At 69.8% G+C, this 22770-nt stretch carries 18 protein-coding genes; 6 read left to right on the top strand and 12 right to left on the bottom strand.

The window, feature by feature from the left end:
* Both FKV24_RS01580 and gcvA read right to left on the bottom strand, forming a co-directional pair.
* A partial coding sequence (locus tag FKV24_RS01580) for an NAD-dependent protein deacetylase (RefSeq protein ID WP_141480952.1) occupies window positions 1-743 on the bottom strand: 743 nt, incomplete at its 3' end.
* A 10-nt stretch (window positions 744-753) separates the two neighbouring features.
* Window positions 754-1677: a transcriptional regulator GcvA gene (gcvA, locus tag FKV24_RS01585; protein WP_170288167.1), complete on the bottom strand. Its 924-nt coding sequence runs from the start codon at window positions 1675-1677 to the stop codon at window positions 754-756.
* A gap of 145 nt (window positions 1678-1822) precedes the next feature.
* On the opposite strand from gcvA, the gene FKV24_RS01590 reads away from it, so the two are divergent.
* Together FKV24_RS01590 and FKV24_RS01595 are read left to right on the top strand one after the other, a co-directional pair.
* Window positions 1823-2671, top strand: a complete 849-nt coding sequence (locus FKV24_RS01590; RefSeq protein WP_170288168.1) for an MBL fold metallo-hydrolase — start codon at window positions 1823-1825, stop codon at window positions 2669-2671.
* 107 nt (window positions 2672-2778) lie between these two features.
* Complete coding sequence (locus FKV24_RS01595; RefSeq protein WP_211371749.1) at window positions 2779-3585, top strand: MBL fold metallo-hydrolase; 807 nt, start codon at window positions 2779-2781, stop codon at window positions 3583-3585.
* Window positions 3586-3668: 83 nt separating this feature from the next.
* Here the strand turns inward: FKV24_RS01595 and FKV24_RS01600 are convergent, their stop codons facing one another.
* Complete coding sequence (locus FKV24_RS01600; protein ID WP_407067519.1) at window positions 3669-5828, bottom strand: M3 family metallopeptidase; 2160 nt, start codon at window positions 5826-5828, stop codon at window positions 3669-3671.
* Between the two features lie 406 nt (window positions 5829-6234).
* On the opposite strand from FKV24_RS01600, the gene FKV24_RS01605 reads away from it, so the two are divergent.
* The 4 genes from FKV24_RS01605 to FKV24_RS01620 all read left to right on the top strand — a co-directional run bounded on the left by FKV24_RS01605 (window position 6235) and on the right by FKV24_RS01620 (window position 13214).
* Window positions 6235-7035, top strand: coding sequence for a DUF1223 domain-containing protein (locus FKV24_RS01605; RefSeq protein WP_170288169.1), 801 nt, complete (start codon window positions 6235-6237; stop codon window positions 7033-7035).
* Between the two features lie 398 nt (window positions 7036-7433).
* Window positions 7434-9464 (top strand): amidohydrolase family protein, encoded by a 2031-nt coding sequence (locus tag FKV24_RS01610; RefSeq protein WP_141480957.1) that lies wholly within the window; start codon window positions 7434-7436, stop codon window positions 9462-9464.
* 787 nt (window positions 9465-10251) lie between these two features.
* Window positions 10252-12555 (top strand): TonB-dependent receptor, encoded by a 2304-nt coding sequence (locus tag FKV24_RS01615; RefSeq protein ID WP_111266550.1) that lies wholly within the window; start codon window positions 10252-10254, stop codon window positions 12553-12555.
* A 176-nt stretch (window positions 12556-12731) separates the two neighbouring features.
* The gene (locus FKV24_RS01620; protein WP_111266549.1) at window positions 12732-13214 is read left to right on the top strand and encodes a glutathione peroxidase; all 483 of its coding nucleotides are present in this window, start codon (window positions 12732-12734) and stop codon (window positions 13212-13214) included.
* 54 nt (window positions 13215-13268) lie between these two features.
* Here FKV24_RS01620 and FKV24_RS01625 read toward each other — a convergent pair whose 3' ends face one another.
* From FKV24_RS01625 to FKV24_RS01665, 9 genes are all read right to left on the bottom strand, one after another.
* Window positions 13269-13691 carry a universal stress protein gene (locus FKV24_RS01625; RefSeq protein ID WP_141480958.1) on the bottom strand — a complete coding sequence of 141 codons (423 nt, stop codon included), beginning with the start codon at window positions 13689-13691 and terminating at the stop codon, window positions 13269-13271.
* A gap of 125 nt (window positions 13692-13816) precedes the next feature.
* Complete coding sequence (locus FKV24_RS01630) at window positions 13817-14626, bottom strand: ferredoxin--NADP reductase (RefSeq protein ID WP_111266547.1); 810 nt, start codon at window positions 14624-14626, stop codon at window positions 13817-13819.
* Between the two features lie 277 nt (window positions 14627-14903).
* Window positions 14904-16769 (bottom strand): ABC transporter ATP-binding protein, encoded by a 1866-nt coding sequence (locus FKV24_RS01635; RefSeq protein ID WP_141480959.1) that lies wholly within the window; start codon window positions 16767-16769, stop codon window positions 14904-14906.
* A 93-nt stretch (window positions 16770-16862) separates the two neighbouring features.
* Window positions 16863-17330 carry a carboxymuconolactone decarboxylase family protein gene (locus tag FKV24_RS01640; protein WP_111266545.1) on the bottom strand — a complete coding sequence of 156 codons (468 nt, stop codon included), beginning with the start codon at window positions 17328-17330 and terminating at the stop codon, window positions 16863-16865.
* 484 nt (window positions 17331-17814) lie between these two features.
* A complete protein-coding gene (locus FKV24_RS01645; RefSeq protein ID WP_111266544.1) occupies window positions 17815-18684 on the bottom strand; it encodes an RNA polymerase sigma-70 factor in 870 nt (289 codons plus the stop codon).
* A 70-nt stretch (window positions 18685-18754) separates the two neighbouring features.
* The gene (locus FKV24_RS01650) at window positions 18755-19387 is read right to left on the bottom strand and encodes a trimeric intracellular cation channel family protein (RefSeq protein ID WP_111266543.1); all 633 of its coding nucleotides are present in this window, start codon (window positions 19385-19387) and stop codon (window positions 18755-18757) included.
* Between the two features lie 96 nt (window positions 19388-19483).
* Window positions 19484-19990, bottom strand: a complete 507-nt coding sequence (locus tag FKV24_RS01655) for a nuclear transport factor 2 family protein (RefSeq protein ID WP_141480960.1) — start codon at window positions 19988-19990, stop codon at window positions 19484-19486.
* Entirely contained in the window at window positions 19987-21153 is a 1167-nt protein-coding gene (locus FKV24_RS01660) for an efflux RND transporter periplasmic adaptor subunit (protein ID WP_170288170.1), read from the bottom strand. The genes FKV24_RS01655 and FKV24_RS01660 overlap by 4 nt, the downstream gene beginning before the upstream one ends.
* Before the next feature lie 49 nt (window positions 21154-21202).
* Window positions 21203-22770, bottom strand: a 1568-nt coding sequence (locus FKV24_RS01665) for an efflux RND transporter permease subunit (protein ID WP_141480962.1), incomplete at its 5' end; no start/stop codon positions are given.

Here is a 22770-nt window from a genome sequence, read left to right on the forward strand (position 1 = left end):
AGCGGCAGGCCAGCTTCGCGCGCGGCGCGGGCGAAGCGGTAGCCGGAATAGACCATCAGCGAGGAACCGACCACCAGCATCGCGTCGGCGCGGGCCAGCGCGCTGGACGCGTCGGCGACGCGCTCGCGCGGCACGTTCTCGCCGAAGAACACCACGTCGGGCTTGATCAGGCCGCCGCAGTCGCCGCATCCCGGCACCCGATAACGGCCGAAGTCGTGGCCGTCGAGGTCGGCGTCGCCGTCCGGCGCCGACGCTGCCTGCAGTCCGAGCCAGTCGGGATTGGCCGCTTCCAGCAGGTACTGGACCCGGTCGCGCGGCAACCGGCGTCCGCAGCCCAGGCACACGGTCATGTCGATGCGCCCGTGCAGGTCGATCACCGCCGCGCTGCCGGCGCGCTGGTGCAGGCCGTCGACGTTCTGGGTCACCAGCCGTTCGACCCGGCCCAGCGCCTGCAGGCGGGCGAGGGCGTGATGGGCCGGATTGGGGCGGGCCGCCGCGACCCGCGGCCAGCCGACCTGGCTGCGGGCCCAGTAGCGGGCGCGTGCAAGCGGATCGCTGCCGAAGGCCTGCCAGGTGATCGGTGCGCTGCGTTTCCAGCCGCCATCGCTGTCGCGGTAGTCGGGAATGCCCGAGGCGGTGCTGCAGCCGGCGCCGGTCAGCACGAACAGGCGCCGGTGGGGCGCGAGCCAGTCGGCCAGGGCCTGGCTGGCATCCTCGGCGTCGACGGGCGGGGCGATGGCCATGCCGAGAATGCTAGCAGTCGTCGCCGCTGGCACCGGCGGCCTCGCGGCGCAGCCAGGCGCAAAACGCGTCCAGCGCCGGATGGACGACGGCCTCGCGCGGACGCACCAGCCAGAACGCATAGGCGTTGTCGGCGCGATGATCGAACGGGCGCCGCAGGCGACCGCGCTGCAGGTCCTCATCGACCAGCGGCGCCAGCCCCAGAGCGACGCCATGGCCGGCGATCGCCGCTTCCTGGGCCAGATAGATGCTGGCGAAGACCGGGCCCGGCAACGGATTCACCCGGGTCGCACCGCTGCCGGTCAGCCACGCCGGCCAGTCGGGCACGCCGGGACGATCGGCGGCGCTGTCGTCATGCAGCAGGGTGTGGTGGCGCAGGTCGTCGGGCACGGCCAGCGGGTGCGACGCGTGCTCGGCCAGCGCGGGCGCGCAGACCGGGAACGCCGGCGCCTCCAGCAGCCGTTCGGCATCCACGCCGGGGTAGCCGCCGGGTCCGTAGCGGATCGCGACATCGACGCCGTCGCGGGCGAAGTCGACATGGCCGTCGCCGGTCTCGATCCGCACCCTGAGCTCGGGGAAGTCGTGGTGGAAACGGTACAGGCGCGGCGCCAGCCACTTGGCGGCGAACGACTCCATCGTGCTGACCCGCAGGTCGGCGTGGGCGGCGGCGGTGGCGCGGTCCAGGGCCAGGTCGAGTTGCGCGAACAGCTCGCCCAGGGTGGTGGCCAGGGCTTCGCCCTCGGCGGTCAGCTCGACCGTGCGATGGCCGCGGTGGAACAGCCTGACGCCGAGATGGGCCTCCAGCCGCTTGACCTGCTGACTGACCGCGGCCGGGGTGACGAACAGCCGCGCCGCCGCGGTCTGGAAGCTGAGGCAGCGCGCGGCGGTCTCGAAGGCCCTGAGCGCATTGAGCGGGGCGGGGTGGCGGGGTTTCACGGTCGCCTCGGGCGCGGCAGCGATGCCGCATCGTATCAAGTTATTTTTTCTAATGTGATGGCGGGAATTTGTCGTTTGTCGCGCCGCGGACCGCTGGCGAGGATGAGCCCATCGCAACGACATGCGTTCTTCCGAGGTACCCGCGATGAAGCATGAAACACTCCGCCACGAAGCCCTGGCCCCCGACGTGCTGATGTTCGTCGGCAACGACCACCAGTCGGTCGCCACCGCCTTCCTCGACGGCGACGATGCGTTGCTGGTCGATTCGCTGGGCAGCAGCGAGGACGCCCACGCGCTGCGCCGGATCCTGTGCGGGGAGATGGGCAAGACCGTGCGCGCGGTCGCCGCGACTCATTTCATGAGCGACCACATCGCCGGCATGCGCCTGTTCCCGGACGCGCTGACCATCGCGCACCGGCACTACCGGCACACCTTCCTGGCGCAGAACCGACGGGTCGACGCGTTCTATCGCGAGCCGCAATTGCTGTTCGACACCGCGCTGAGCCTGCGCTGGGGCCGCCACCGGCTGCGCTTCGTGCACAACCCGGGCAAGACCATGGACCACGTCAGCGTGGACGCGCCCGAGGCCGACCTGGTCTGCGTCGGCGACGCCATCGTCGGCAACATCGTCTACCTGTCCCGCGCCGATCCGGAACTGATCCATGGTGCGATCGGGCGGATCCGCCGATTCGGTCGCGGCCGGGTCGTCGGCGGCCATGTCGGCCACTTTCCGGCGGCCGTGCTCGACAACGCGATCCACTATCTGCAGCAACTGCGCGCGCGGGTCGTCCGGATCCGTGCCGGGACCGCGCCGGTGGCGGTCGCGGATCTGATCGCGGCGATCCCGATCGAGGACTGCCTGGCACCGGGGGTCGAGGCGAGTGCCTTCGAGCGCCGGTGGCATCGCCACAACCTGGAATTGATCCCCGCGCAGTCGGTGTTCGAGCTCGACACGTCGCTCGAGGAGATGGCGGCCGCGGAGGTGGCGGTATGAGCGGCGCAGGCGGCAGGGGTGGAGGAGGAAGTGGCGGTGGCGGAGCCGGTCGCGGGCCCTGGCTGCGGCGTCGGCGGTTCCTGGCCGGCACGGCCGGGTTGCTGGCCTTGAACCTGCTCCCGGGCGGGCGTGTCCGTGCCGCGACCACGGACGAAGGCCTGCGGGTGCAGCGGCTGGCCTGGGCCGGCATCCGTCTGCGGCTGCCGCAGGCGAGCCTGCTGATCGATCCGCTGGCCAGTACCGGGGCCTGGGGCGACAAGCTCGCCGACCCGCTGATCCCGGTCGGCGCGATCGAGGGCAATGCCTACGTCCTGGTCACCCATGCGCACGGCGATCACTTCGACGCCGCCGCGGTCGCCGACGCGCTGGGCCAGGGTGGGGTGTTGCTGCATCCGGTGGGCAGCAATCCGCGTCCGCTGCCCGAGGCGGCGCGGGCGTGGCCGGCGCCGGCGTGGGAGCCGCAATTGCTGGGCGACTTCACCGCCACCGCGGTGCCGGCTTCGGACGGCTATGGCGATCCGCAGATGTCCTGGGTGGTGTCGGCCGGCGGGCGTCGCATTTTCCATGGCGGCGACACCCTGTGGCACGGCCACTGGTGGCGCATCGGTCGCCAGTACGGCCCCTTCGATGCCGCCTTCCTGCCGGTCAACGGCGCGCGCTTCGGATGGCGCAAGCCGGCCGGCGGACAGCCGGGGGTGCTGACGCCCGAGCAGGCGGTGGCGGCGGCGACCATCCTCGGTGCACGGCGATTGGTGCCGATCCACTACGGGGTGAGCGGGATGGACGAGTACGTCGAGGTCGAGGACCCGATCGGCCGCCTGCGCGAGGCCGCGCGCGGCACGGCGCTCACGGTGCTGCCGCTGGCCCCCGGCGACTGGCTGGACTGGGACGCCGGGGTGGATGCGGCGAGCTGACCACCGTCGACGACGCGGCAACGAAAAACGCCGCCCGGATCGCTCCGGGCGGCGTCGTGGCCTGGCTTGGGGCCGGGTGGCGCTTACTGGCCGGAAGCGGCCGCGCCGGTGGCGGTGCTCAGCCCGCGCTTCTCCAGCAGCGGCTCGATCTTCGGATCGTGGCCGGCGAAGTCGCGGAACAGCTTCATCGCATCCTGGCTGCCGCCCTGCGAGAGCAGGGTCTTGCGGAAGTGGTCGCCGTTGGCGCGGGTCAGGCCGCCGTTGTCCTTGAACCACTGCACGCTGTTGGCATCCAGCACCTCGGACCAGATGTAGGCGTAGTAGCCGGCCGAATAGCCGCCCATGATGTGGCTGAAGTACGGGGTCTTGTAGCGCGGCGGCACCGGCTTGTAGTCGATGCCGTCGGCGGCCAGCGCGTTGGCTTCGAATGCCATCACCCCGGCGGCGTCGGGCACCTGGTCGGCGCCGATCTGGTGCCAGCGCTGGTCGAGCATGGCAGCGCCGAGGTACTCGGTGGTGGCGAAGCCCTGGTTGAACTTGGACGCGGCGATCACCTTGTCCAGCAGCGCCTGCGGCATCGGCGCGCCGGTCTGATGGTGCTTGGCGTAGTTGGCCAGGATCTCCGGCCAGTCGGCCCACATCTCGTTGACCTGCGAGGGGTACTCGACGAAGTCGCGCGGGACGCTGGTGCCGCTGAAGAACGGATACTCCACGTCGGAGAACATGCCGTGCAGGGCGTGGCCGAACTCGTGGAAGGTGGTGGTCACCTCGTCCCAGGTCATCAGGGTCGGCTCGCCGGCCGGCGGCTTGGGAATGTTGAGGTGGTTGGCGACCACCGGCTGGTCGCCGCTGAGCCCGGACTGCGAGACATAGGAGTTCATCCAGGCGCCGCCACGCTTGGAGTCGCGCGCGTACGGGTCGAAGATGAAGATCGCCAGCTGCGAGCCGTCCTCGTTGAAGACGTCGTAGGTCCAGGTGTCGGGGTGGTACTTCGGCAGGTCGGTGCGCTCCTTGAACTTCAGGCCGTAGAGCTTGCCGGCGGCGAAGAACACGCCGTTCTCGAGCACGTTCTTCATCTCGAAGTAGGGCTTGAGCTGCGACTCGTCGAAGTTGTACTTCTCCGCGCGCACCTTCTCGGTGTAGAAGGCCCAGTCCCACGGCTCCAGCTTGAAACTCGGCTCGCCCTTGGCGGCCTGTTCCTTGTCGATCATCGCCTGCAGGTCGGCGGCTTCGAGCCGGGCGTTGGCGACCGCGGCCGGGGCCAGCTGGCCGAGCATCGCGTTCACCGCCTCCGGGGTCTTGGCGGTCTGGTCCTCCAGGCCGTAGGCGGCGTGGTTCGGGTAGCCCAGCAGCTTGGCGCGCTCGGCGCGCAGCTTCATCACCTTGGAGATGATCTGGCGGTTGTCGAAGTCGCCGCCGTGGCTGCCGCGGGCGACCGAGGCTTCATGGATGCGCTGGCGCAGGGCACGGTTGGTCAGCTGCGACTCCGGCGGCTGGCCGGTGGTGTTGAGCAGGGTGATCACGTACTTGCCGTCCATCCCGCGCTCCTTGGCGATGCGCGCGGCGGTGGCGATCTGGGCCTCGGTCAGGCCGTCGAGCTCGGCGACGTCGTCGACGATCACGGCCGAGGCGTTGACTTCCTTCAGCACGTTGTCGCTGAACTGGGTGCCCAGCGCGGCCAGCTCGGCGTTCATTTCCTTCAGCCGGGTCTTGTCGGCCTCGCCGAGCTTGGCGCCGGCGCGCACGAAATTGGTGTGATAGCGCTCGACCAGGCGCACGCCCTCGGCGTCCAGGCCCAGCGAGTCGCGGGTGTTGTAGAGCGCGTCGACGCGCTCGAACAGCTTGCCGTTGAGCGCCACCGCGTCCTGGTGGGCGGCGAGCTTGGTCGCGTATTCGCTGCGCAGCTTGTTGCGGGTGTCGTTGGTGTCGGTGCCGACCAGGTTGAAGAACACGGTCAGCGCGCGGTCCAGCACCTGGCCGCCTTTCTCCATCGCGATGATGGTGTTCTCGAAGGTCGGCGCCTCGGGATTGTTGGCGATCGCCTCGATTTCCTTCAGGTGCTGCGCCATGCCGTAGTCGAACGCCGGCGCGAAGTCGCTGTCCTTGATCTTGTCGAACTGCGGGTAGTGCAGCGGCAGCGGGCTTTCTTGCATGAACGGGTTGGCGGCGAGGGCAGGGGACACGGCGGCGGCACCATCGGAGGACTGGGCATGGGAGGGCAGGGCGACGACGCCAAGGGCCATGGCCAGGGCCAGCGCAAGCGGGTGTTTCATCAGGCGAACCTCGTCATAAGGAATCCCGAAGCCTAACGGATGGGGCCGGGAGCGGCCCCTGACGAAAGCCATGTTCGGGCCGGAGGGCGGCCGTCCGGGGTAACCCTGCCGGGCCGGCATACGTACCGTATCGGGTGATTGGTTCTGTCGGGTCGGGGCCGATCGGGGCTTTATTGGCCCGCTGCGGCACGCTTCCATGGCGATCATGGCCCGCGCCGGCAACCGCCGCGGTGGCAGCGGTTGCGAATCGCTTTTCCGGGCAGTCGTCGAAGTTGAGTGCTATTTCGACGTAGATGACTGCATTTTGTGGGTCTACCCCCTCGTTTTGTCGATGGTTCGATGGAGGCAGTCGATGCGCGACCGGATGCACAGGAACTTGCCACGAGGCCTGCCGGGTATCGCTCTGGCGCTGCTGGCCGGGTTGTCGTTACCGGGCGTTGCTGCGGCCGAGGCGGCCATCGCCTGCGATGTCGGCAGCGAAGCGAAGATGACCCCACTGGTCGAGCTGTACACCTCCGAGGGGTGCAGCGACTGCCCGCCGGCGGACGAGTGGCTGTCGACCCTGTCGCGGGAGGAGGACCCCGCACGCACCTCGCTGCTGGCCTTCCATGTCGATTACTGGGACGAGATCGGGTGGATCGACCGCTTCGCCGATCCCGCCTACAGCCAGCGCCAGCGCGTGCGGATCAAGCTCGACAACGGGCGTACCGTCTATACCCCGCAGGTGATGGTCGGCGACAAGACCATGCTCGACTGGCGCGACGATCGCCGCGCGCGTGGGGCATTGCGGGCGGTCCGCGAACGTACCGCGCCGGTCTCGCTGCTGCTGCGGGTCGTGGTCGAGGACGCCCGGTTGCGGGTCGGGGTTAGGGCCGAACCGGTCGCGGGACAGGCGCCCGGCGAGGGCATGTTGTGGCTGGCGCTGTACCAGGACGGGCTCAGCACCCAGGTCAGGGCCGGCGAGAACGATGGGCTGACCCTGCGCCATGATCGTGTGGTGCGGGCCTTGAAGGGGCCGTGGGCGGTCGGCCGGGCGCCGGTGGTCGGCGAGACCGCGATCGAGTTGCCCGAGGGTGCCGATCCGCGCCGACTGGGCCTGGTCCTGTTCGCCGAGTCGACCCGCGACGGTTCGGCCTGGCAGTCGCTGAACATGCCCCTGGCCGACTGCGTCCGCTAGCGCGGCGCGATTCGCGCCCCGGCGGTACGCCGCCGCATCCGCGGCGATGCCGCGACACTGTGACCCCGGCGACTTGTCCGTCGGCAGCGCATGCTGCATGGTGCGCGGGCGGGCAGGGTCTTACCCGTGTCCACGACAGCATCCGATCCACGTCAACGCCGTCCGCCGCAATCCGTCCAGGGGCCGATCCGCTGGCCGGCAGGGGCGCAGCGGTCGCGGTGGCGCCGCCATGATTTCCTGGTCCAGCACGAGCCGGGCTGCGCGACCGGTTCCATGCGACTGCCCGCGCGGGCAGGGCCGGGCATCCGACAGGAGTGTCCACGATGCATCGCAACCGCTTGCTCCCTTTCGCACACGTCGCACACGATCGCCGCAGCCCTCTGTCGCTGCTTGCCCTGATGCTGCTGGCTCCGCTGTTGTCGGTGGGTTTCGCCGCATCGGCCCAGGCCGCCGAGACCATCCGCTATGTGGCCCTCGTCGACGGCGGTCGCCAGGCCGGCCAGCAGTTGGTGACCCGCCACGACGACGGCAGTGTCGAGGTCGATTTCGTGTTCAAGGACAACGGTCGCGGGCCGGAACTGAAGGAGCGCTTCAGCCTCGCCGACGACGGCACCTTCCGCGACTACCAGGTCAGCGGCAGTTCGACCTTCGGTGCTCCGGTCGATGAAACCTTCAAGATCGCCGATGGCGTCGCGCGCTGGAAGTCGGCCTCCGACGAGGGCGAGCAGGCGGCCATGGACGGCGCGCAGTACTCGTCGCTGGGCGGCACCCCCGAGTCGCTCTCGGTCGCCCTGGGTGCGCTGGCGCGCCGCGCCGACGGCAAGCTGCCGCTGATTCCCGGCGGCACCCTGACCATGCGGACGGTGGAGACGGTCGACATCGCCAACCGCCAGGGCCCGCAGCGGGTGCAGCTGCTGGCGCTGACCGGGGTCGGCCTGACCCCGACCTTCGTCTGGGCGACCACCGACGAGGTGCCGCGGCTGTTCGCCTTCATCGTCCCCGGCTGGCTGCAGTTGATCGAGGACGGTTGGCAGGCAAGCGCGGCCGACCTGGAGCAGCGCCAGATCGCGGCCGAGGCCAAGGTGCTGGCCGATCTGCGGGACCGGCTGGCGCATCCGCTCGCGGGAAGCCTGCTGATCCGCAACGCCCGGGTGTTCGACAGCGAGCACGCACGCCTGGGCGAGGCCGCCGATGTCCTGGTCCGCGACGGTCGCATCGCTTCGATCAGCGACGCCGGTGATGAAGACATCGACGCCGACCAGGTGCTCGACGCCGGCGGCCGGGTCCTGCTGCCGGGCCTGTTCGACAGCCACGGCCATGTCGGCCGCTGGGACGGCGGCCTCAACCTCGCCTCGGGGGTGACCACCGTGCGCGACATGGGCAACGACAACGCGACCCTGCAGCAGCTGATCCGCGATGCCGAGGCCGGCAAGCTGATGATGCCGCGGATCGTCGCCGCCGGCTTCCTGGAGGGCGAGAGCGACTTCTCGGCGCGCAACGGCTTCGTCGTCAGCGACCTGGACGGGGCCAGGGAGGCAATCGACTGGTACGCCGCGCACGGCTATCCGCAGTTGAAGATCTACAACTCGTTCCCGAAGGCGATCCTGAAGGACACCGTCGCCTACGCCCATCGGCGCGGCCTGCGGGTCAGCGGCCACGTGCCGGCATTCCTGCGCGCGCAGGACGCGATCGACGCCGGCTACGACGAGATCCAGCACATCAACCAGTTGCTGCTGAACTTCTTCGTCGACGAGGACACCGATACCCGTACCCTGGCGCGCTTCTACCTGGTAGCCGACAAGACCGCGGGGCTCGACCTGGACAGCGCACCGGTGCAGGACTTCATCGCCAGCCTGGTCTCGCACCGGGTGGTGATCGACCCGACCCTGGCGACCTTCGAGTTCCTGCACCAGCGCGACGGGCAGATGTCGCCGATCGTCGCCGATGTCGCCGAACACCTGCCGCCGGACATCCAGCGCGGCCGTCGCGCGGCCGAGATGAACATTCCCGACGCCGAGACCGGCGAGCGCTACGACCGCAGCTTCGCCAAGCTGGTCGAGTTCGTCGGCCGCGCCCATGCGGCCGGCGTGCCGGTGGTGGCGGGCACCGACGAGATGGTCGGCTTCACCCTGCAGCGCGAACTGGCGCTGTACGTGCAGGCGGGCATGACTCCGGGCGAGGCGCTGCAGACCGCGACCTGGAATGCGGCGGAGGTCGCGCGCGTGCTCGACGACCGCGGTTCGATCGCGGTCGGCAAGCGCGCCGACCTGGTGCTGTTCGACGGCGACCCCAGTGCCGACATCGCCGACGTGCGCAAGGTCGCCTTCGTCCTGCAGGGCGATCGCGCCTACTATCCAAGCGAGATCCACGAGGCGTTGGGGATCAAGCCGTTCGTGGCGCCGGTGCGGCTGCAGGCCGGCGGCCGTTGAGCCGGCGCCGGTCCGGCGTTGCGGGTACGCTCCTGCCGCGGAGGCAGGGGGGAGGAGCGGCGCAAGCGGCGATCCCCGGGCGGCGCCCGGGAATCCCCAAAGTTGGCCGCGCAAACCATGGGCCCCGCCGTTGCGCTGCCACACCCCCATTCGCGCCTGCGGCGCGAATCGCCCCCTGAGTCAGGGGGAACGATATCCGGCTGCGCGCGGATATCTCCCAAAGTTTGCTTCGCAAACCTTGGGCCCCACCGTTGCGCTGCCACACCCCCATTCGCGCTACGCGCGAATCGCCCCCTGACTCAGGGGGCTGGGGCCATGGAGCAGGCAAGCGCGCTTCGTAGGAGCGGCGTCAGCCGCGATGAGGTCGTGCCGGGAAAGCCCCGGTCGCAGCTTACGCAGCTCCTACGAAGCCTGTTTCGTAGCGGGTGGCCACGCTTCCGGAGTCCTGTAGGAGCGGCGTGAGCCGCGATGGGGCTTGCAGCATGGGCCGCACCGTCCCCGCGACCGCCGCCAGGCCGACCGGCGGCGTACGCCGGGGTACGCTGGGCTTAACGATGTTGTAACATTCGCCTGCCACGCGATCCTCCGGGGCGCGCAATGCCGCGCCCGGGCCGTCAAGGGACGGTCCAGTCCGACCCGGACATGTCCGCGCCACCCGTGCGGCCTGTCCGTCTGTCCAGCAATGCCGGCACGCCCGTGCCGATCCGGCGTACCCCAGGGTGCGCTCCATTCGTTTCGACAGTTCGTCCAGACAGCCCTTTCCGACAGCTTCTTGCCGAGAACCCAGATGACCGCCAAGCACGTCCTCGTCCGCCACGCCCTGGCCGCCGCCATCACCACCTCGCTCGCGATCGGCCTCGCGCCGGCCGCGATCGCCCAGGAGGCCGCGACCGCCACCGACGACACCGTCACCAGCAGCGATGCCAAGACCCTCGATACGTTGATGGTCACCGCCCAGCGCAAGATCGAGAACGCGCAGGAAGTGCCGATGTCGATCACCGCGATCAACACCGAGAGCCTCGATGTGCTCGGCTCCAACGGCGGCGACGTGCGCGTACTGTCCGGCCGGGTGCCGAGCCTGAACATCGAGTCCTCGTTCGGTCGCGCCTTCCCGCGCTTCTACATCCGCGGCTACGGCAACACCGACTTCCGCCTCAACACCTCGCAGCCGGTGTCGCTGGTCTACGACGACGTCGTCCAGGAGAACCCGATCCTGAAGGGCTTCCCGATCTTCGACCTGGCCCAGGTCGAGGTCCTGCGCGGCCCGCAGGGGTCGCTGTTCGGCCGCAACAGCCCGGCCGGCGTGGTCAAGTTCGACTCGGTGCGCCCGTCGCAGGAGCTCAGCGGCTACGGCAAGCTCGGCTACGGCAGCGACGACATGATCAACTTCGAGGGCGCCGTCGGCGGCGGCCTCAGCGATCGCTGGTCGGCGCGCGCCTCGGCGATGTTCCAGCGCCGCGACGACTGGGTCGAGAACACCTATCCCGGCCCGAACGACGGTTTCGAGGGCTACGACGAGTCCGCCGCGCGCGTGCAGTTCCTGTACGAGGGCGACGGCTTCGAGGCGCTGCTCAACGCCCACGCGCGTCACCTCAATGGCACCGCGCGCCTGTTCCGCGCCAATATCTTCAAGCCCGGCAGCAACGACCTGGTCGACGGCTTCGACGAGGACAAGGTCGCGCTGGACGGCCTCAACCATTCCGAGCTCGACAGCCGCGGCGCCAGCGCCCGCCTGCGCTGGGAGCTGGGCAGCTACACCCTGCATTCGATCACCGGCTACGAGTCGGTGGAAACCTACAGCCGCGGCGACATCGACGGCGGCTACGGCGCCTCGTTCCTGCCGGATTCCGGCCCGGGCGTGATTCCGTTCGCGTCGGAAACCGCCGACGGCATCCCCGACCACTCGCAGTGGACCCAGGAGTTCCGCATCGAGTCGAACACCGGCACCGCGTTCGACTGGCAGGCCGGCCTGTTCTACTTCAAGGAAGACTACGACGTCGAAAGCTTCAGCTACGACTCGCTGGCCGGCGGTGCGCAGGACGGCTACGAGCGGGTGCGCCAGACCAACGACTCCTGGGCGCTGTTCGCCGCCGGCACCTGGCAGGTCAGCGACCGCTTCGAACTGCGCGGCGGCATGCGCTACACCGTCGACGAGAAGGAGCTGACCGTCGAGGAGTACTGGAACACCGGCTTCGTGCCCTGCGTGCTGGAGGGCAAGTGCACCCTCGACCAGCTCGCCGCGCTGGAGCCCGACGGCGACCTGTCGGCCTCGCCTGAGGACAAGAAGTTCAGCTGGGACCTGTCGGGCACCTATGCGCTCAGCGAGGACGTCAACCTGTACGCCCGCATCGCCACCGGCTATCGCGGCAGCAGCATCCAGGCCGCCGGCGCGTTCAACGCCAAGTCGGTCGCCGAGCCGGAAACCTCGACCGCGTTCGACATCGGCATCAAGGCCGACCTGTGGGACCGCCGCGCGCGCCTGAACGCCAGTGTCTTCTACTACGAGGTCAAGGACCAGCAGCTGACCGCGGTCGGCGGCTCGTCCAACGCCAACATCCTGCTCAATGCCGACAAGAGCGTGGGCAAGGGCTTCGAGGTCGACTTCCAGGCCTGGCTGACCGACAACCTGATGCTGAGCCTGGGCAGCAGCTACAACGACACCGAGATCAAGGACGACGACCTGGCGGTATCGGTCTGTGCCGCCTGCACCGTCACCGACCCCATGGTCGGCGGCAAGGCGATGATCGACGGCAACCCGCTGCCGCAGGCGCCGAAGTGGAGCCACAACCTGACCGCGCGCTGGGGCCTGCCGATGGACAACGGCGGCGAGTTCTACGTGCTGACCGACTGGTCCTACCGCAGCGAGCTGAACTACTTCCTCTACGAGTCGAAGGAGTTCACCGGCAAGTCGCTGGTCGAGGGCGGCCTGCGGGTGGGCTACAACTGGGACTACGGCAGGTACGACGTCGCCCTGTTCGGCCGCAACATCCTCGACGAGGTGCAGGCGGTCGGTGGCATCGACTTCAACAACCTGACCGGCTTCATCAACGAGCCGCGCGTGGTCGGTGTGGAGTTCAAGGCGTCGTTCTGACGTCACCGTCGGCGGCCCGGACCGCCGCGCCGCGACAGCGCCGGGCATGTCCCGGCGTTGTCGTTCATGGAGCGCCGGGGGCGGGCGGGTCGTGGAGTCCGCGACCGGCGGCGCGGTCGGACTTTGCCGGAACGGCTATCCTGTCGGGCTATCCCCACCGACTAAAGGATCCGGTCATGACCACCGCCTACGATTTCTCCGCCACCGGCATCGACGGCCAGGACGTCGCACTCGACGACTACCGCGGCAAGGTCTTGCTGGTGGTCAACGTCGCCTCGAAATGCGGCTTCACCCCGCAGTACGAAGGGCTGGAGGCGCTGTCGCGCAAGTACGCGGAGCGCGGCCTGGTGGTGCTGGGTTTTCCCTGCGACCAGTTCGGTCACCAGGAGCCGGGCGACGAGGCCGAGATCAAGAACTTCTGCTCGCTGAACTACGACGTGACCTTCCCGATGTTCGCCAAGGTCGACGTCAACGGTGACGCCGCCCATCCGCTGTGGAAGTGGCTGAAGAACGAGAAGGGCGGCTTCCTCGGCATCGACGCGATCAAGTGGAACTTCAGCAAGTTCCTGGTCGGCCGGGACGGTCGCGTGATCAAGCGTTACGCGCCGACCGAGAAGCCGGAGGCGCTGGGTGGCGACATCGAGGCCGCGCTGGGCTGAGCGTGGCGGCGGCCGCGAACGGCGGCCGCCTTCGCCGGCGATTGCGGGCGCGCCTCAGCGCACGATCGATACCGGCACCTTGCCCTGGGCGATCACCTTGCTGGAGACCGAGCCCAGCAGCAGGCCCTTGACCGCACCGCGCCCGTGCGAACCCATCACGATCAGGTCGCTGCGCTCCTTGCCGGCGACCGCCAGGATCACCTCGGCGGCATCGCCGATCTCGCAGCGCTCATGCACGTCCAGGCCGCTCTGGGCCAGCACCTTGCGCGTGGCCGACAGCATCTGCTCGTGATCCTCGGCGTGGTGGCGGCGCGCGGCGGTGGCGCCGATCTTGCGCTCGACGCCCGGGAACAGCGGCGGGCTGACCGCCAGCAGGGTGAGGGTGGCCGGCTTGTCCATCTTCTTGGCGAGCTTGATCGCGAAGCGCGCGGCGCGCGTGCTGATCGGACTGCCGTCGACCGGAACCAGGATCTTCATCGTCGTCTCTCCAGCGGAATCCCGACGATTCTACGCGGCAGCCGCGCCGATGGCGCGGTCCGGATACGGCGGCAGCGGCGCGGATCTCCGCCACCGCGCAGGGGACGAGAATGCCGCGCGGCCGTCTACTTCTCGACGAAGGCGCGCTCGAACACGTACTGGCCGGCCGTGCCGATCCGCGGTGCGGCGGTGAAGCCGCGCTCGTCCAGCAGGGCGCGGAAATCGGCCAGCATCGCCGGGCTGCCGCAGACCATCGCGCGGTCGTGCTCGGGGTCGAGCGCTTCGATGCCCAGCTGTTCCATCATCCGCCCGCTGGCCATCAGCTCGGTCATGCGGCCGCGGTGGTCGTTGCCCTCGAACTGGAACGGCTCGCGGGTCACCGCCGGGTAGTAGCGCAGCTTCTGGCTGATGACCTCGCCGAGGAACTCGTGCCGCGGCAGCTCGTTGAGGATGTAGTCGCGGTAGGCCAGGTCCTGCGCGGCGCGCACGCCGTGGCACAGGATCACCCGCTCGAAGCGTTCGTAGGTTTCCGGGTCCTTGACGATCGACAGCCACGGCGCGAAGCCGGTGCCGGTGCCCAGCAGGTACAGGTTGCGCCCCGGATGCAGGTCGCTGATCAGCAGGGTGCCGGTGGGCTTGCGCCCGATCAGCAGGGTGTCGCCGGGCTTGATGTGCTGCAGGCGCGAGGTCAGCGGACCGTCGGGCACCTTGATGCTGAAGAACTCCAGCTGCTCCTCCCAGTTCGCGCTGGCGATCGAGTACGCGCGCAGCAGCGGCTTGCTGGAGCCGTCCGCCTGCGGAACCTGCAGGCCGATCATCACGAACTGGCCGTTGTCGAAACGGAAGCCGTCGTCGCGGGTGGTGGTGAAGCTGAAGTAGTCGTCCGTCCAGTGACGGACGTCCAGCACGGTCTCGGTGCCGAAGGCTGCGGACATGGGGGAGTGGGGGTCTGGAAATGGAACGAATCCGCCAATTTTACGTGAATGCGGCCGCCGCCGCTGTACCGCCGCTGTCGGCCGCTTGCGCCTCGTCGATGGACCCGCCCGCAGGCGCGGGCGCAAGCCGCGATTCCCGGGCCTTCTCGCGGCTGACGCCGCTGCTACATGAGGAGGCTACCGCTTCTGTAGGAGCTGCGTGAGCTGCGACCGGGCTTTCCCATGAAAGCCCCATCGCGGCTGACGCCGCTCCTACGATGCCTTCGGGGGGCCGTGCTTATCGGTAGCCGGCCGCCTGCAGCTCGAACAGCTCGGCGTAGCGGCCGCCGGCGGCCATCAAGGCGTCGTGGGTACCGCTGGCCTCCAGCCGGCCGTCGGCCAGCACCAGGATCCGGTCGGCCATGCGCACGCTGCTGAAGCGGTGGCTGATCAGTACCGCGGTGCGGCGGTCGGACAGCTCCTTGAAGCGCTGGAACACCTCGAATTCGGCACGCGCGTCCAGCGCCGCGGTCGGCTCGTCGAGGATCATCACCTGGGCGTCGCGCATGTAGGCGCGGGCGATCGCGATCTTCTGCCACTGGCCGCCGGAGAGGTCGACGCCGGTCTTGAAGCGGCGGCCGATGACCTGGTCATAGCCCTGCGGCAACGCCTGGATCACTTCGTCCGCCAGCGCCCGCCGCGCCGCTTCGCGGATCCGCGCGTCGTCGTCCATCGCCTCGATCCGGCCGACCCCGATGTTCTCGCCCGCGGTCAGGTGGTAGCGCACGAAGTCCTGGAAGATCACCCCGATGTTGGCGCGCAACTGGTCCAGGTCGTACTCGCGCAGGTCGCGGCCATCGAGCAGGATGCGGCCCTCGTCGGGGTCGTACAGCCGCGCCAGCAGTTTGACCAGGGTGGTCTTGCCGGCGCCGTTCTCGCCGACCAGGGCCAACACCTCGCCGGCGCGCAACTGGAAGTCCAGTCCGCGCAGCGCCCAGTGGTCGGCGCCGGGATAGCGGAAGCCGACGTTCTCGAACACGAAGCCCTCGCGGATCGGCAGCGGCACCGGCTGCGGGTCGGGCGGGCTGGCGATTTCCGGTTCGATCCTGAAGAACGAGAACAGGTCGTCCAGGTACAGCGCCTGCCCGGCCACCTGCGAGAAGCCGATCAGCAGCCCCTCCAGCAGCTGGCGCAGTCGCAGGAAGCTGCCGGCGAGGAAGGTCAGGTCGCCGATGCTGAAGTCGCCGCGCACGGTGCGCCAGGCGATGTAGGCGTAGGCGACGTAGTAGCCGAGGGTGCCGAATGCCGCCAGCAGGCTGCCCCAGAACGCGCGCCGGCGGGCCAGCGAGCGGTTGGCGCGGAAGAAACGATCGGCCAGATCGCGGTAGCGGGCGATCAGGAAGGTGTGGAGATTGAAGATCTTCACTTCCTTGGCGGTCTCGACGCTGGCACCCATCTGCCGCACGTACTCGAGCTGGCGCCGCTCCGGCGTCCAGGCGAAGTTCAACGAGTAGCCCAGCGCATTGAAGTGCGATTCGCCGACGAAGGCCGGCACCAGCGCGATCGCCAGCAGGACGATCAGCCATGGCGCGTAGATCAGCAGGCCGGCGGCGAAACTGATCACGGTGATCGCGTCCTGGACCTGGCCGAACAGCTGGCTCATCAGGTTCATGCGTCCCATCGTCTGGCGACGTGCGCGATCGAGCTTGTCCTGCAGGTCCGGGTCCTCGAAGTCCTCCAGGTCGAGGGTCGCGGCATGTTCCATCAGACGGATGCTGGTGGCGTTGGTGAACAGCTCCGACAGCAGCGCGTCGCCATAGCCGATCATCCGGCCGATCAGATCGGAGGCGATCGCCAGCACGAATTCGGCGCCCAGTAGCCAGGCCAGGTGCTGCAGTTCGCCGCTGTGCCAGGCCGGGGCGAGGCCATCGAACGCGGTGCCGGCGCCGACCAGGCGCACCGCCTCGTCGATGATCAGTTTGCCGACGTAGAGCATCGCCACCGGCATCAGCGCGCGGACCAGGCGCAGGCCCAGGGTCATCAGGGTCAGCCCCGGGCTGGTGCTCCAGATCTGGCGCAGGAACGGCGGCAGGTTGCGCAGCGCATCGAAGCGCTCGCGCAGACTCGGCCGGGGCGACGGTGGGGACGATGCGGAGGCGGGCATGGATGCTGCCGTGAGCGGGGTCGCGGCAGTGTATCCGTAGACGCCGCAACGGCCCGCGATGCGCGCGGACCGTTGCCGGGGGCGGGGGGCGGCTCAGGCCGCGGCGGCGACGTAGGGCGTTTCCGGCAGTGGCTTGCGCAGGCCGACGTTGAGCACGTTCCAGGCGCGGATCGCGGCCACCGCGAAGCTCAGCTCGCTGATCTCGCGTTCGTCGAACTGCTCGCGCAGGGCCTCCAGTGCATCGTCGGGCACCGGCGCATGGCCCAGCGCGTTCAAGGCCTCCGCCCAGTCCAGTGCGGCGCGCTCGCGGGCGTCGAACAGCGGGCTCTCGCGCCAGGCGGCGACGGTGTCGAGCTTGCGCTGGGCGACGCCGGCGCGGCGCAGCGCTTCGGCGTGCATGTCCAGGCAGAACACGCAGCCGTTGAGCTGGGAGATGCGCAGGGAGACCAGCTCGACCAGTTGCCCACCCAATGGTCCCTTGTACAACTGGCCGCTGAGCTGGGCCAGCAACTGGAATGGGCGCGGGGCGAGGGTGGAGTAGTCGATGTGCGATGCATTCATGGCGTCTGTTTCCTTCTCATGGCGGCCACCATGGCCGCTTCATGAGGTAGACGGCCCAGCGCGCTGTGGCGTGACACATCTGTAGGAGCGGCGTAAGCCGCGATCCCCGGGCTGCGCCCGGGAATCCCCAAAGTTTGCTCCGCAAACCTTGGGCCCCACCGTTGCGCTGCCACACCCCCATTCGCATCTGCGATGCCAAGTGCCTACTTCTGATTCACGCCTGCGGCGCGAATCGCCCCCTGACTCAGGGGGGAACGATATCCGGCTGCGCCCGGGAATCCCCAAAGTTTGCTCTGCAAACCTTGGGCCCCACCGATGCGCTGCCACACCCCCATTCGCATCTGCGATGCGAATCGCCCCCTGACTCAGGGGGCTGGCCCGGAGCCCTTGTACCGTAGGAGCGGCGTAAGCCGCGATGAGGCTTTCATGGACAAACCCGATCGCGGCTTACGCCGCGCCTGCGAATACTGGCTGGCGGCGGGCCTCAATGCTCGACAGGCTGCCAGCGCCGCAGCTTGTCCGGATTCATCACCGTCAGTACTTCGCTGATGCGGTCGCCGTCGATCGAGACCGTGGTGATCGAATGCAGCCGCCCCTCGCGCCAGCGCAGCAGCGCCGGTTCGCCATTGGCGGAGCCGATGCGGGCCTCGATGCCGGCGCCAACGCGTCGCGCCACCGCCGCGTACAGGCGGGCGATGCGCTCGGCGCCCAGCAACGGACGGATCACCGCGGTGACCTTGCCGCCGCCGTCGGAGACCAACCGCGCATTGGCGGTCAGCAGTCCGGTGATCGCGGCCTGGTCGCCGGACTGCGAGGCGTGCATGAAGCGCACGAGCAGCTCGCGATGGCGGTCGCCGCTCACCTCGAAGCGCGGACGGTCCGCCTGCAGGCGGGCGCGGGCGCGATGCACCATCTGCCGGCAGTTGGCCACGCTGTGGCCGAGCAGCGGCGCGATCTGCGCGTAGTCGTAATCGAACGCCTCCTTCAGCAGGAACGCCGCACGCTCCTCGGGACCGAGCCGCTCGAGCAGGGTCAGGAACGCCAACGACACCTGGTCGGCCACCTCGGCGCCGTGCTCGGGCGTCGGCGCGCTGTCGACCTGCAGGGGTTCGGGCAGCCACGGGCCGGGATAGCGCTCGCGTTCGTGGCGCAACTGGCGCAGACGGTCGATGCCGAGCCGGGTGGCGCTGGTGACCAGCCAGGCCTCGGGGTCGCGGATGGCGGCCCGGTCGGCCTGCGACCAGCGCAGCCAGGCGTCCTGGACCACGTCCTCGGCGTCGCTGCGGCTGCCCAGCAGCTTGTAGGCCAGCGCGAACAGACGCGCACGGTGAGTTTCGAAGATTTCGATGGTCATGGTGGCCAGGACGGAGCAGGGGGCGGCGGCGTGACAGTCCGGTCGCGGGCGACACGGAATCCGATGACGGTCATCCGGAGCCGTCTCCGGGCGGCGCCTGCAATGCCTTGGGCAGGTGCCAGCCGTAGCGCAGCGCGGCCAGGCGCAGGAAGAAGCACAGTGCCGCGCCGACCACCGTCACCGGTACCGCGGGCAGTTGCAGCACATTGCCGATCGCGACCACGCTGGCGCCGGCCAGGGCGGCGATCGCGTACAGCTCGGCGTGCAGCACCAGCGGCACCCGCGCCAGCAGCACGTCGCGGAGCATGCCGCCGCCGATGCCGCTGAGCATGCCCAGGCACGGCGCCATCAGCGGGCCGATCCCGGCGCCGAGCGCCTTGTCGGTGCCGGCGACCGCGAACACCGCCAGGCCGAGCGCATCGAACACCCGCACCGGGTGGTCCAGACGTTCGATCCAGGGGCTCCAGGCGAAGGCGATCAGTCCGGCGCTGATCCAGATCGCCGGGTAGCGCCAGTCGTGCAGCGCCGCCGGCGGGGTCGCGCCGATCAGCAGGTCGCGCAGGATGCCGCCGGCGCTGGCGGTGGCGAAGGCCAGCACCAGTACGCCGAACAGGTCGAGCCGGCGACGCACCGCCATCATCGCGCCGCTGAGCGCGAACACGAAGGTGCCGACCAGGTCGAGGGCAAGGATCAGGGTGTCCATGCCGGTGATTCTGGCGGTTGGCCACGAAAACGCGAAACCCGGGCGAGGCCCGAGCCGCCGCGGCCGCGGCGGATGGAGCGCGGGGCCGGCACCGCGTCAGTAGTTCCAGTACTCGCGTATCCGCGAGACCTTGCCGTCGCGGAACTCGAACACGGCCATGCGCGGCGGCTGGCCCTCCATCTGCGCGTTGCTGCGCAGGACGGCGACGGCATCGTCGCCGTGCATCATGCCGACGATCCGGTAGCCGTACGCCTCGGGCGTCAAGCGCTCGTAGCGGCCCTCGTCCACCCCGGCGAGATGGTTCTCCAGCAACTGCTGCCGGGTGTAGCTGTCGTCCATCATCGGATGCTCGTAGACGAAATCGGCGCTGTACATCGCGTACAGCCGTTCGACGTCGTCGCGGTTGGCGCCGCGGGTGGTCGCCCGGTTCTGCGCGGCCGTCACCTCCCGCACCCGTCGTTCGACCGCGGCCCGGGACGATTCTCCAGCGTGCGCGTCTCCCGCGTGCGCGAGCACGGCTGGGAACAGCGACAGCGTGCCGAGGACAAGCCCGACGACGAGAGGCCCGACCACGAGACGGGTGGCGGTGGCGTGTCGGGTCATCGCGCCGTCCCCGCGTAGTGGCGGCCTGAGCCGGCCTGTACGGCGACCGCCTCGGTCGCCTCGATCCGTACCGGTTGCCCCGGTTCGAGACGCTCGCCACCGAGCACCACCAGCAGGTCGCCGGCGCTGAGCGGGCCGTCGACCTCGACCAGTTCGTCGAGTTCGTCGCCCAGCTCGACCGCGACCCGTTGCGCGCGCTCGCCGTCGTCGACCCGGATCACGTAGTTGCCGTCGCGCCGCAACAGCACCGCATCGCGCGGCACCGCGACGACCTGGCGGGGCCGGTCGGCGGGGATCGCCAGTTCGACCGCGCTGCCGACCGGAAGCCGGGTCTCGTCGAGGGCGACGCGGATCTCCAGCTGTCGCGACGCCTCGTCGCCGACCGGGACCACGGCGCTGATGCGATGGTCGCCGGAGGCATCGCCGGCCAGCACCCGCACCGGGCCGCCGACCGTCAGATGCGCGGCCAGCGACACCGGTGCGCGCGCCTGGATCTCCAGTCCGTCGGTGTCGACAAGGCGCGCGACCGTCGCGCCACGGGCGAGGAACTCGCCGAGCTCGGCCTGGTGCTCGACGACCATGCCGTCGAACGGCGCACGGATCACCATCCGCTCACGCTGGTGACGGGTCTGCGCCAGCAACGCGGCGGCGCGGGCGTGCTCCTGCGCGAGCACGTCGCGGTCGGCCTGCACCTGCTCGTACTGGGCGCGGGCGATGTTCTGCGCGTCGGCCAGCTGCGCGTAACGGCGCTCCTGCCGGCGCGCCTGGCCGAGCTGGGTCTGGATCCTGGCCAGCTCGGCCGAGGCTTCGCGTTCGCGCAGGCGCAGCGCGGTGTCGTCGAGCGCCGCCAGCGGCTCGCCGGTGCGCAGGTAGGTGCCGACCTCGGCGATACGGACGATGCGGCCGTCCTGTTCGCTGGCGATGCGCGCGTCGTGGCGGCTGATGACGCTGCCGGAGGCGTGGTGCAGGGGCGCGAACTCGGCTTCGACGGCGGGGGCGACCCGGACCACCGCGGGTGCGCGTTCGGCGGCGGCCGCGCCCGGGACGCCGTCGCTGGCGTCGCTGCTCGCGCGGGTGTCCGCGGGAGCGCTGCGCAACTGGTAGAGCAGCACCGCCGACGCCAGTACGGCGAGCGCGATCAGGATTTTCTTGGGGGTGGGCATGGGGGGCTCCATACGCGGTAGGACCAGGGGAGGGGCGGTCGGGAAGGGATCAGGCGGAACCGACGGCGTCGGCGGCGCTCATCGCTGCCGCCGGCACCCGCGCGCGGCGCGCCTCGAGCAGGCGCAGCAGCGCCGGGATCAGCAGCACCGTGAACACCAGGCTGAGCGCGATGCCGCCGACCGTGACCACGGCCATGCCGCGATAGATCTCGGCGCCGGGGCCGGGGTTGACCGCCATCGGCAGCGCGCCCATCACTCCGGTCAGCGCGGCGATCAGGATCGGCCGCAGGCGCCGGCTCAGCGCTTCGTGCAAGGCGCCGTCCAGGTCGAGCCCCTCGGCCTGCGCTTCGCGGGTCTGCGCGACCAGCAGGATCGCGTTGTTGATCACCATGCCCAGCAGCATGATGAAACCGATCATCGACAGCAGGTCCAGGCTCTGGCCGGAAACCAGGTTCAGCACCTGCAGTCCGAGCACGCCGCCCAGCAACGCCATCGGCAGGGTCGCCATCACGTAGGCGCTGTCGCGCAGCGAGCGGAACATCGCCGCCATCAGCATGAACAGCACCAGCAGGGCCATCGCGAAGTTGCCGCCCATGGTGCGGACCACCTCGTCGAGACGGTCGGCGCTGCCGGACACCCGCACCTCGGCGTCGGACGGAAGCTCGCCGCGCAGGGCCGGCACGATCTCCCGGTCGACGACTTCCAATGCCTCCTGCAACGACATCGAGGCGGGCGGATCGATGGTCAGGCTGACGGTACGGCGGCCGTCGAGCCGGCGCAGCTGGCTGGGCGCGAGCACGGTGTCGATGCGGGCGAGGTCGGCCAATTGGGTGATGCCGCCGTAAGGCGTCGCCAGTGGCGCGCTCCGTAGGCCGGTCAGGCTGGGCTCGTCGGCACCGCGCAGGATGATCGGCATGCGGCTGTCGCCGTCGAACTGCTCGCCCAGCCAGTGGCCGTCGCCGAGCGTGCGCACCACCGTGGCCAGGTCGCTGCGCCGCCAGCCGACCTCGGCCAGACGCCGGTCGTCCGGCGCGATCCGCAGCTCGGGTGTCGCCGCGGCGACGTTCGGCCAGGTCCGCACGGTGCCCTCGGGAAAGCGTTCGGTCAGCCGTTGCCGGCCCAGTTCGGCGGCCTCGATCAGGGCGTCCGCATCGGGATGCTGCAGATGGATGGCGATCGCCCGCGCCGATCCGCCGAAGCCACCGAACAAGGGCCCGCGGTAGACCGAACTCATGGTGTCGGGCAGGTCGGCGGTGATTTCCTCGCGCAGGATCCGCAGGAAGTCGTCGGTCCGACCCGGGTCCTCGGTGCGCGCGCCGAGTGCGGCCGAGCCCGAGCCCCAGATGTTCAGGTACCAGTTGCGCAGCTTCGGCTGCTTGTCGCCGTCCATGTACGGACGCATCCGCTCCAGCAGGATCGGCGCGATCTCGCGATCGGCGCGCTGGATGCTCATGCCCGGCGGCAGGTCGATATTGGCGTCGGCGGCGGCGCGCTGCACCGGCGGCAGGTAGTCGATGCGCGGCATCAGCGCGACGGTCAGCAGGATCGGCGCGGCGACCAGGCCGGCGATCCAGGCCAACTGGCGCGGCCGGCTGGCGGTCGCCGCCAGTGCGCGGC

This window comes from Marilutibacter maris, from assembly GCF_006546735.2.
GTDB lineage: Bacteria > Pseudomonadota > Gammaproteobacteria > Xanthomonadales > Xanthomonadaceae > Marilutibacter > Marilutibacter maris.

Excerpts from the sequence above, each read along its gene's own strand:
- FKV24_RS01590 (WP_170288168.1), top strand. The coding sequence starts at position 1,823 with ATGAAGCATGAAACACTCCGCCACGAAGCCCTGGCCCCCGACGTGCTG.
- FKV24_RS01600 (WP_407067519.1), bottom strand. The coding sequence starts at position 5,828 with ATGGCCCTTGGCGTCGTCGCCCTGCCCTCCCATGCCCAGTCCTCCGAT.
- FKV24_RS01610 (WP_141480957.1), top strand. The coding sequence starts at position 7,434 with ATGCTGCTGGCTCCGCTGTTGTCGGTGGGTTTCGCCGCATCGGCCCAG.
- FKV24_RS01615 (WP_111266550.1), top strand. The coding sequence starts at position 10,252 with ATGACCGCCAAGCACGTCCTCGTCCGCCACGCCCTGGCCGCCGCCATC.
- FKV24_RS01620 (WP_111266549.1), top strand. The coding sequence starts at position 12,732 with ATGACCACCGCCTACGATTTCTCCGCCACCGGCATCGACGGCCAGGAC.
- FKV24_RS01625 (WP_141480958.1), bottom strand. The coding sequence starts at position 13,691 with ATGAAGATCCTGGTTCCGGTCGACGGCAGTCCGATCAGCACGCGCGCC.
- FKV24_RS01630 (WP_111266547.1), bottom strand. The coding sequence starts at position 14,626 with ATGTCCGCAGCCTTCGGCACCGAGACCGTGCTGGACGTCCGTCACTGG.
- FKV24_RS01635 (WP_141480959.1), bottom strand. The coding sequence starts at position 16,769 with ATGCCCGCCTCCGCATCGTCCCCACCGTCGCCCCGGCCGAGTCTGCGC.
- FKV24_RS01640 (WP_111266545.1), bottom strand. The coding sequence starts at position 17,330 with ATGAATGCATCGCACATCGACTACTCCACCCTCGCCCCGCGCCCATTC.
- FKV24_RS01645 (WP_111266544.1), bottom strand. The coding sequence starts at position 18,684 with ATGACCATCGAAATCTTCGAAACTCACCGTGCGCGTCTGTTCGCGCTG.
- FKV24_RS01650 (WP_111266543.1), bottom strand. The coding sequence starts at position 19,387 with ATGGACACCCTGATCCTTGCCCTCGACCTGGTCGGCACCTTCGTGTTC.
- FKV24_RS01655 (WP_141480960.1), bottom strand. The coding sequence starts at position 19,990 with ATGACCCGACACGCCACCGCCACCCGTCTCGTGGTCGGGCCTCTCGTC.
- FKV24_RS01660 (WP_170288170.1), bottom strand. The coding sequence starts at position 21,153 with ATGCCCACCCCCAAGAAAATCCTGATCGCGCTCGCCGTACTGGCGTCG.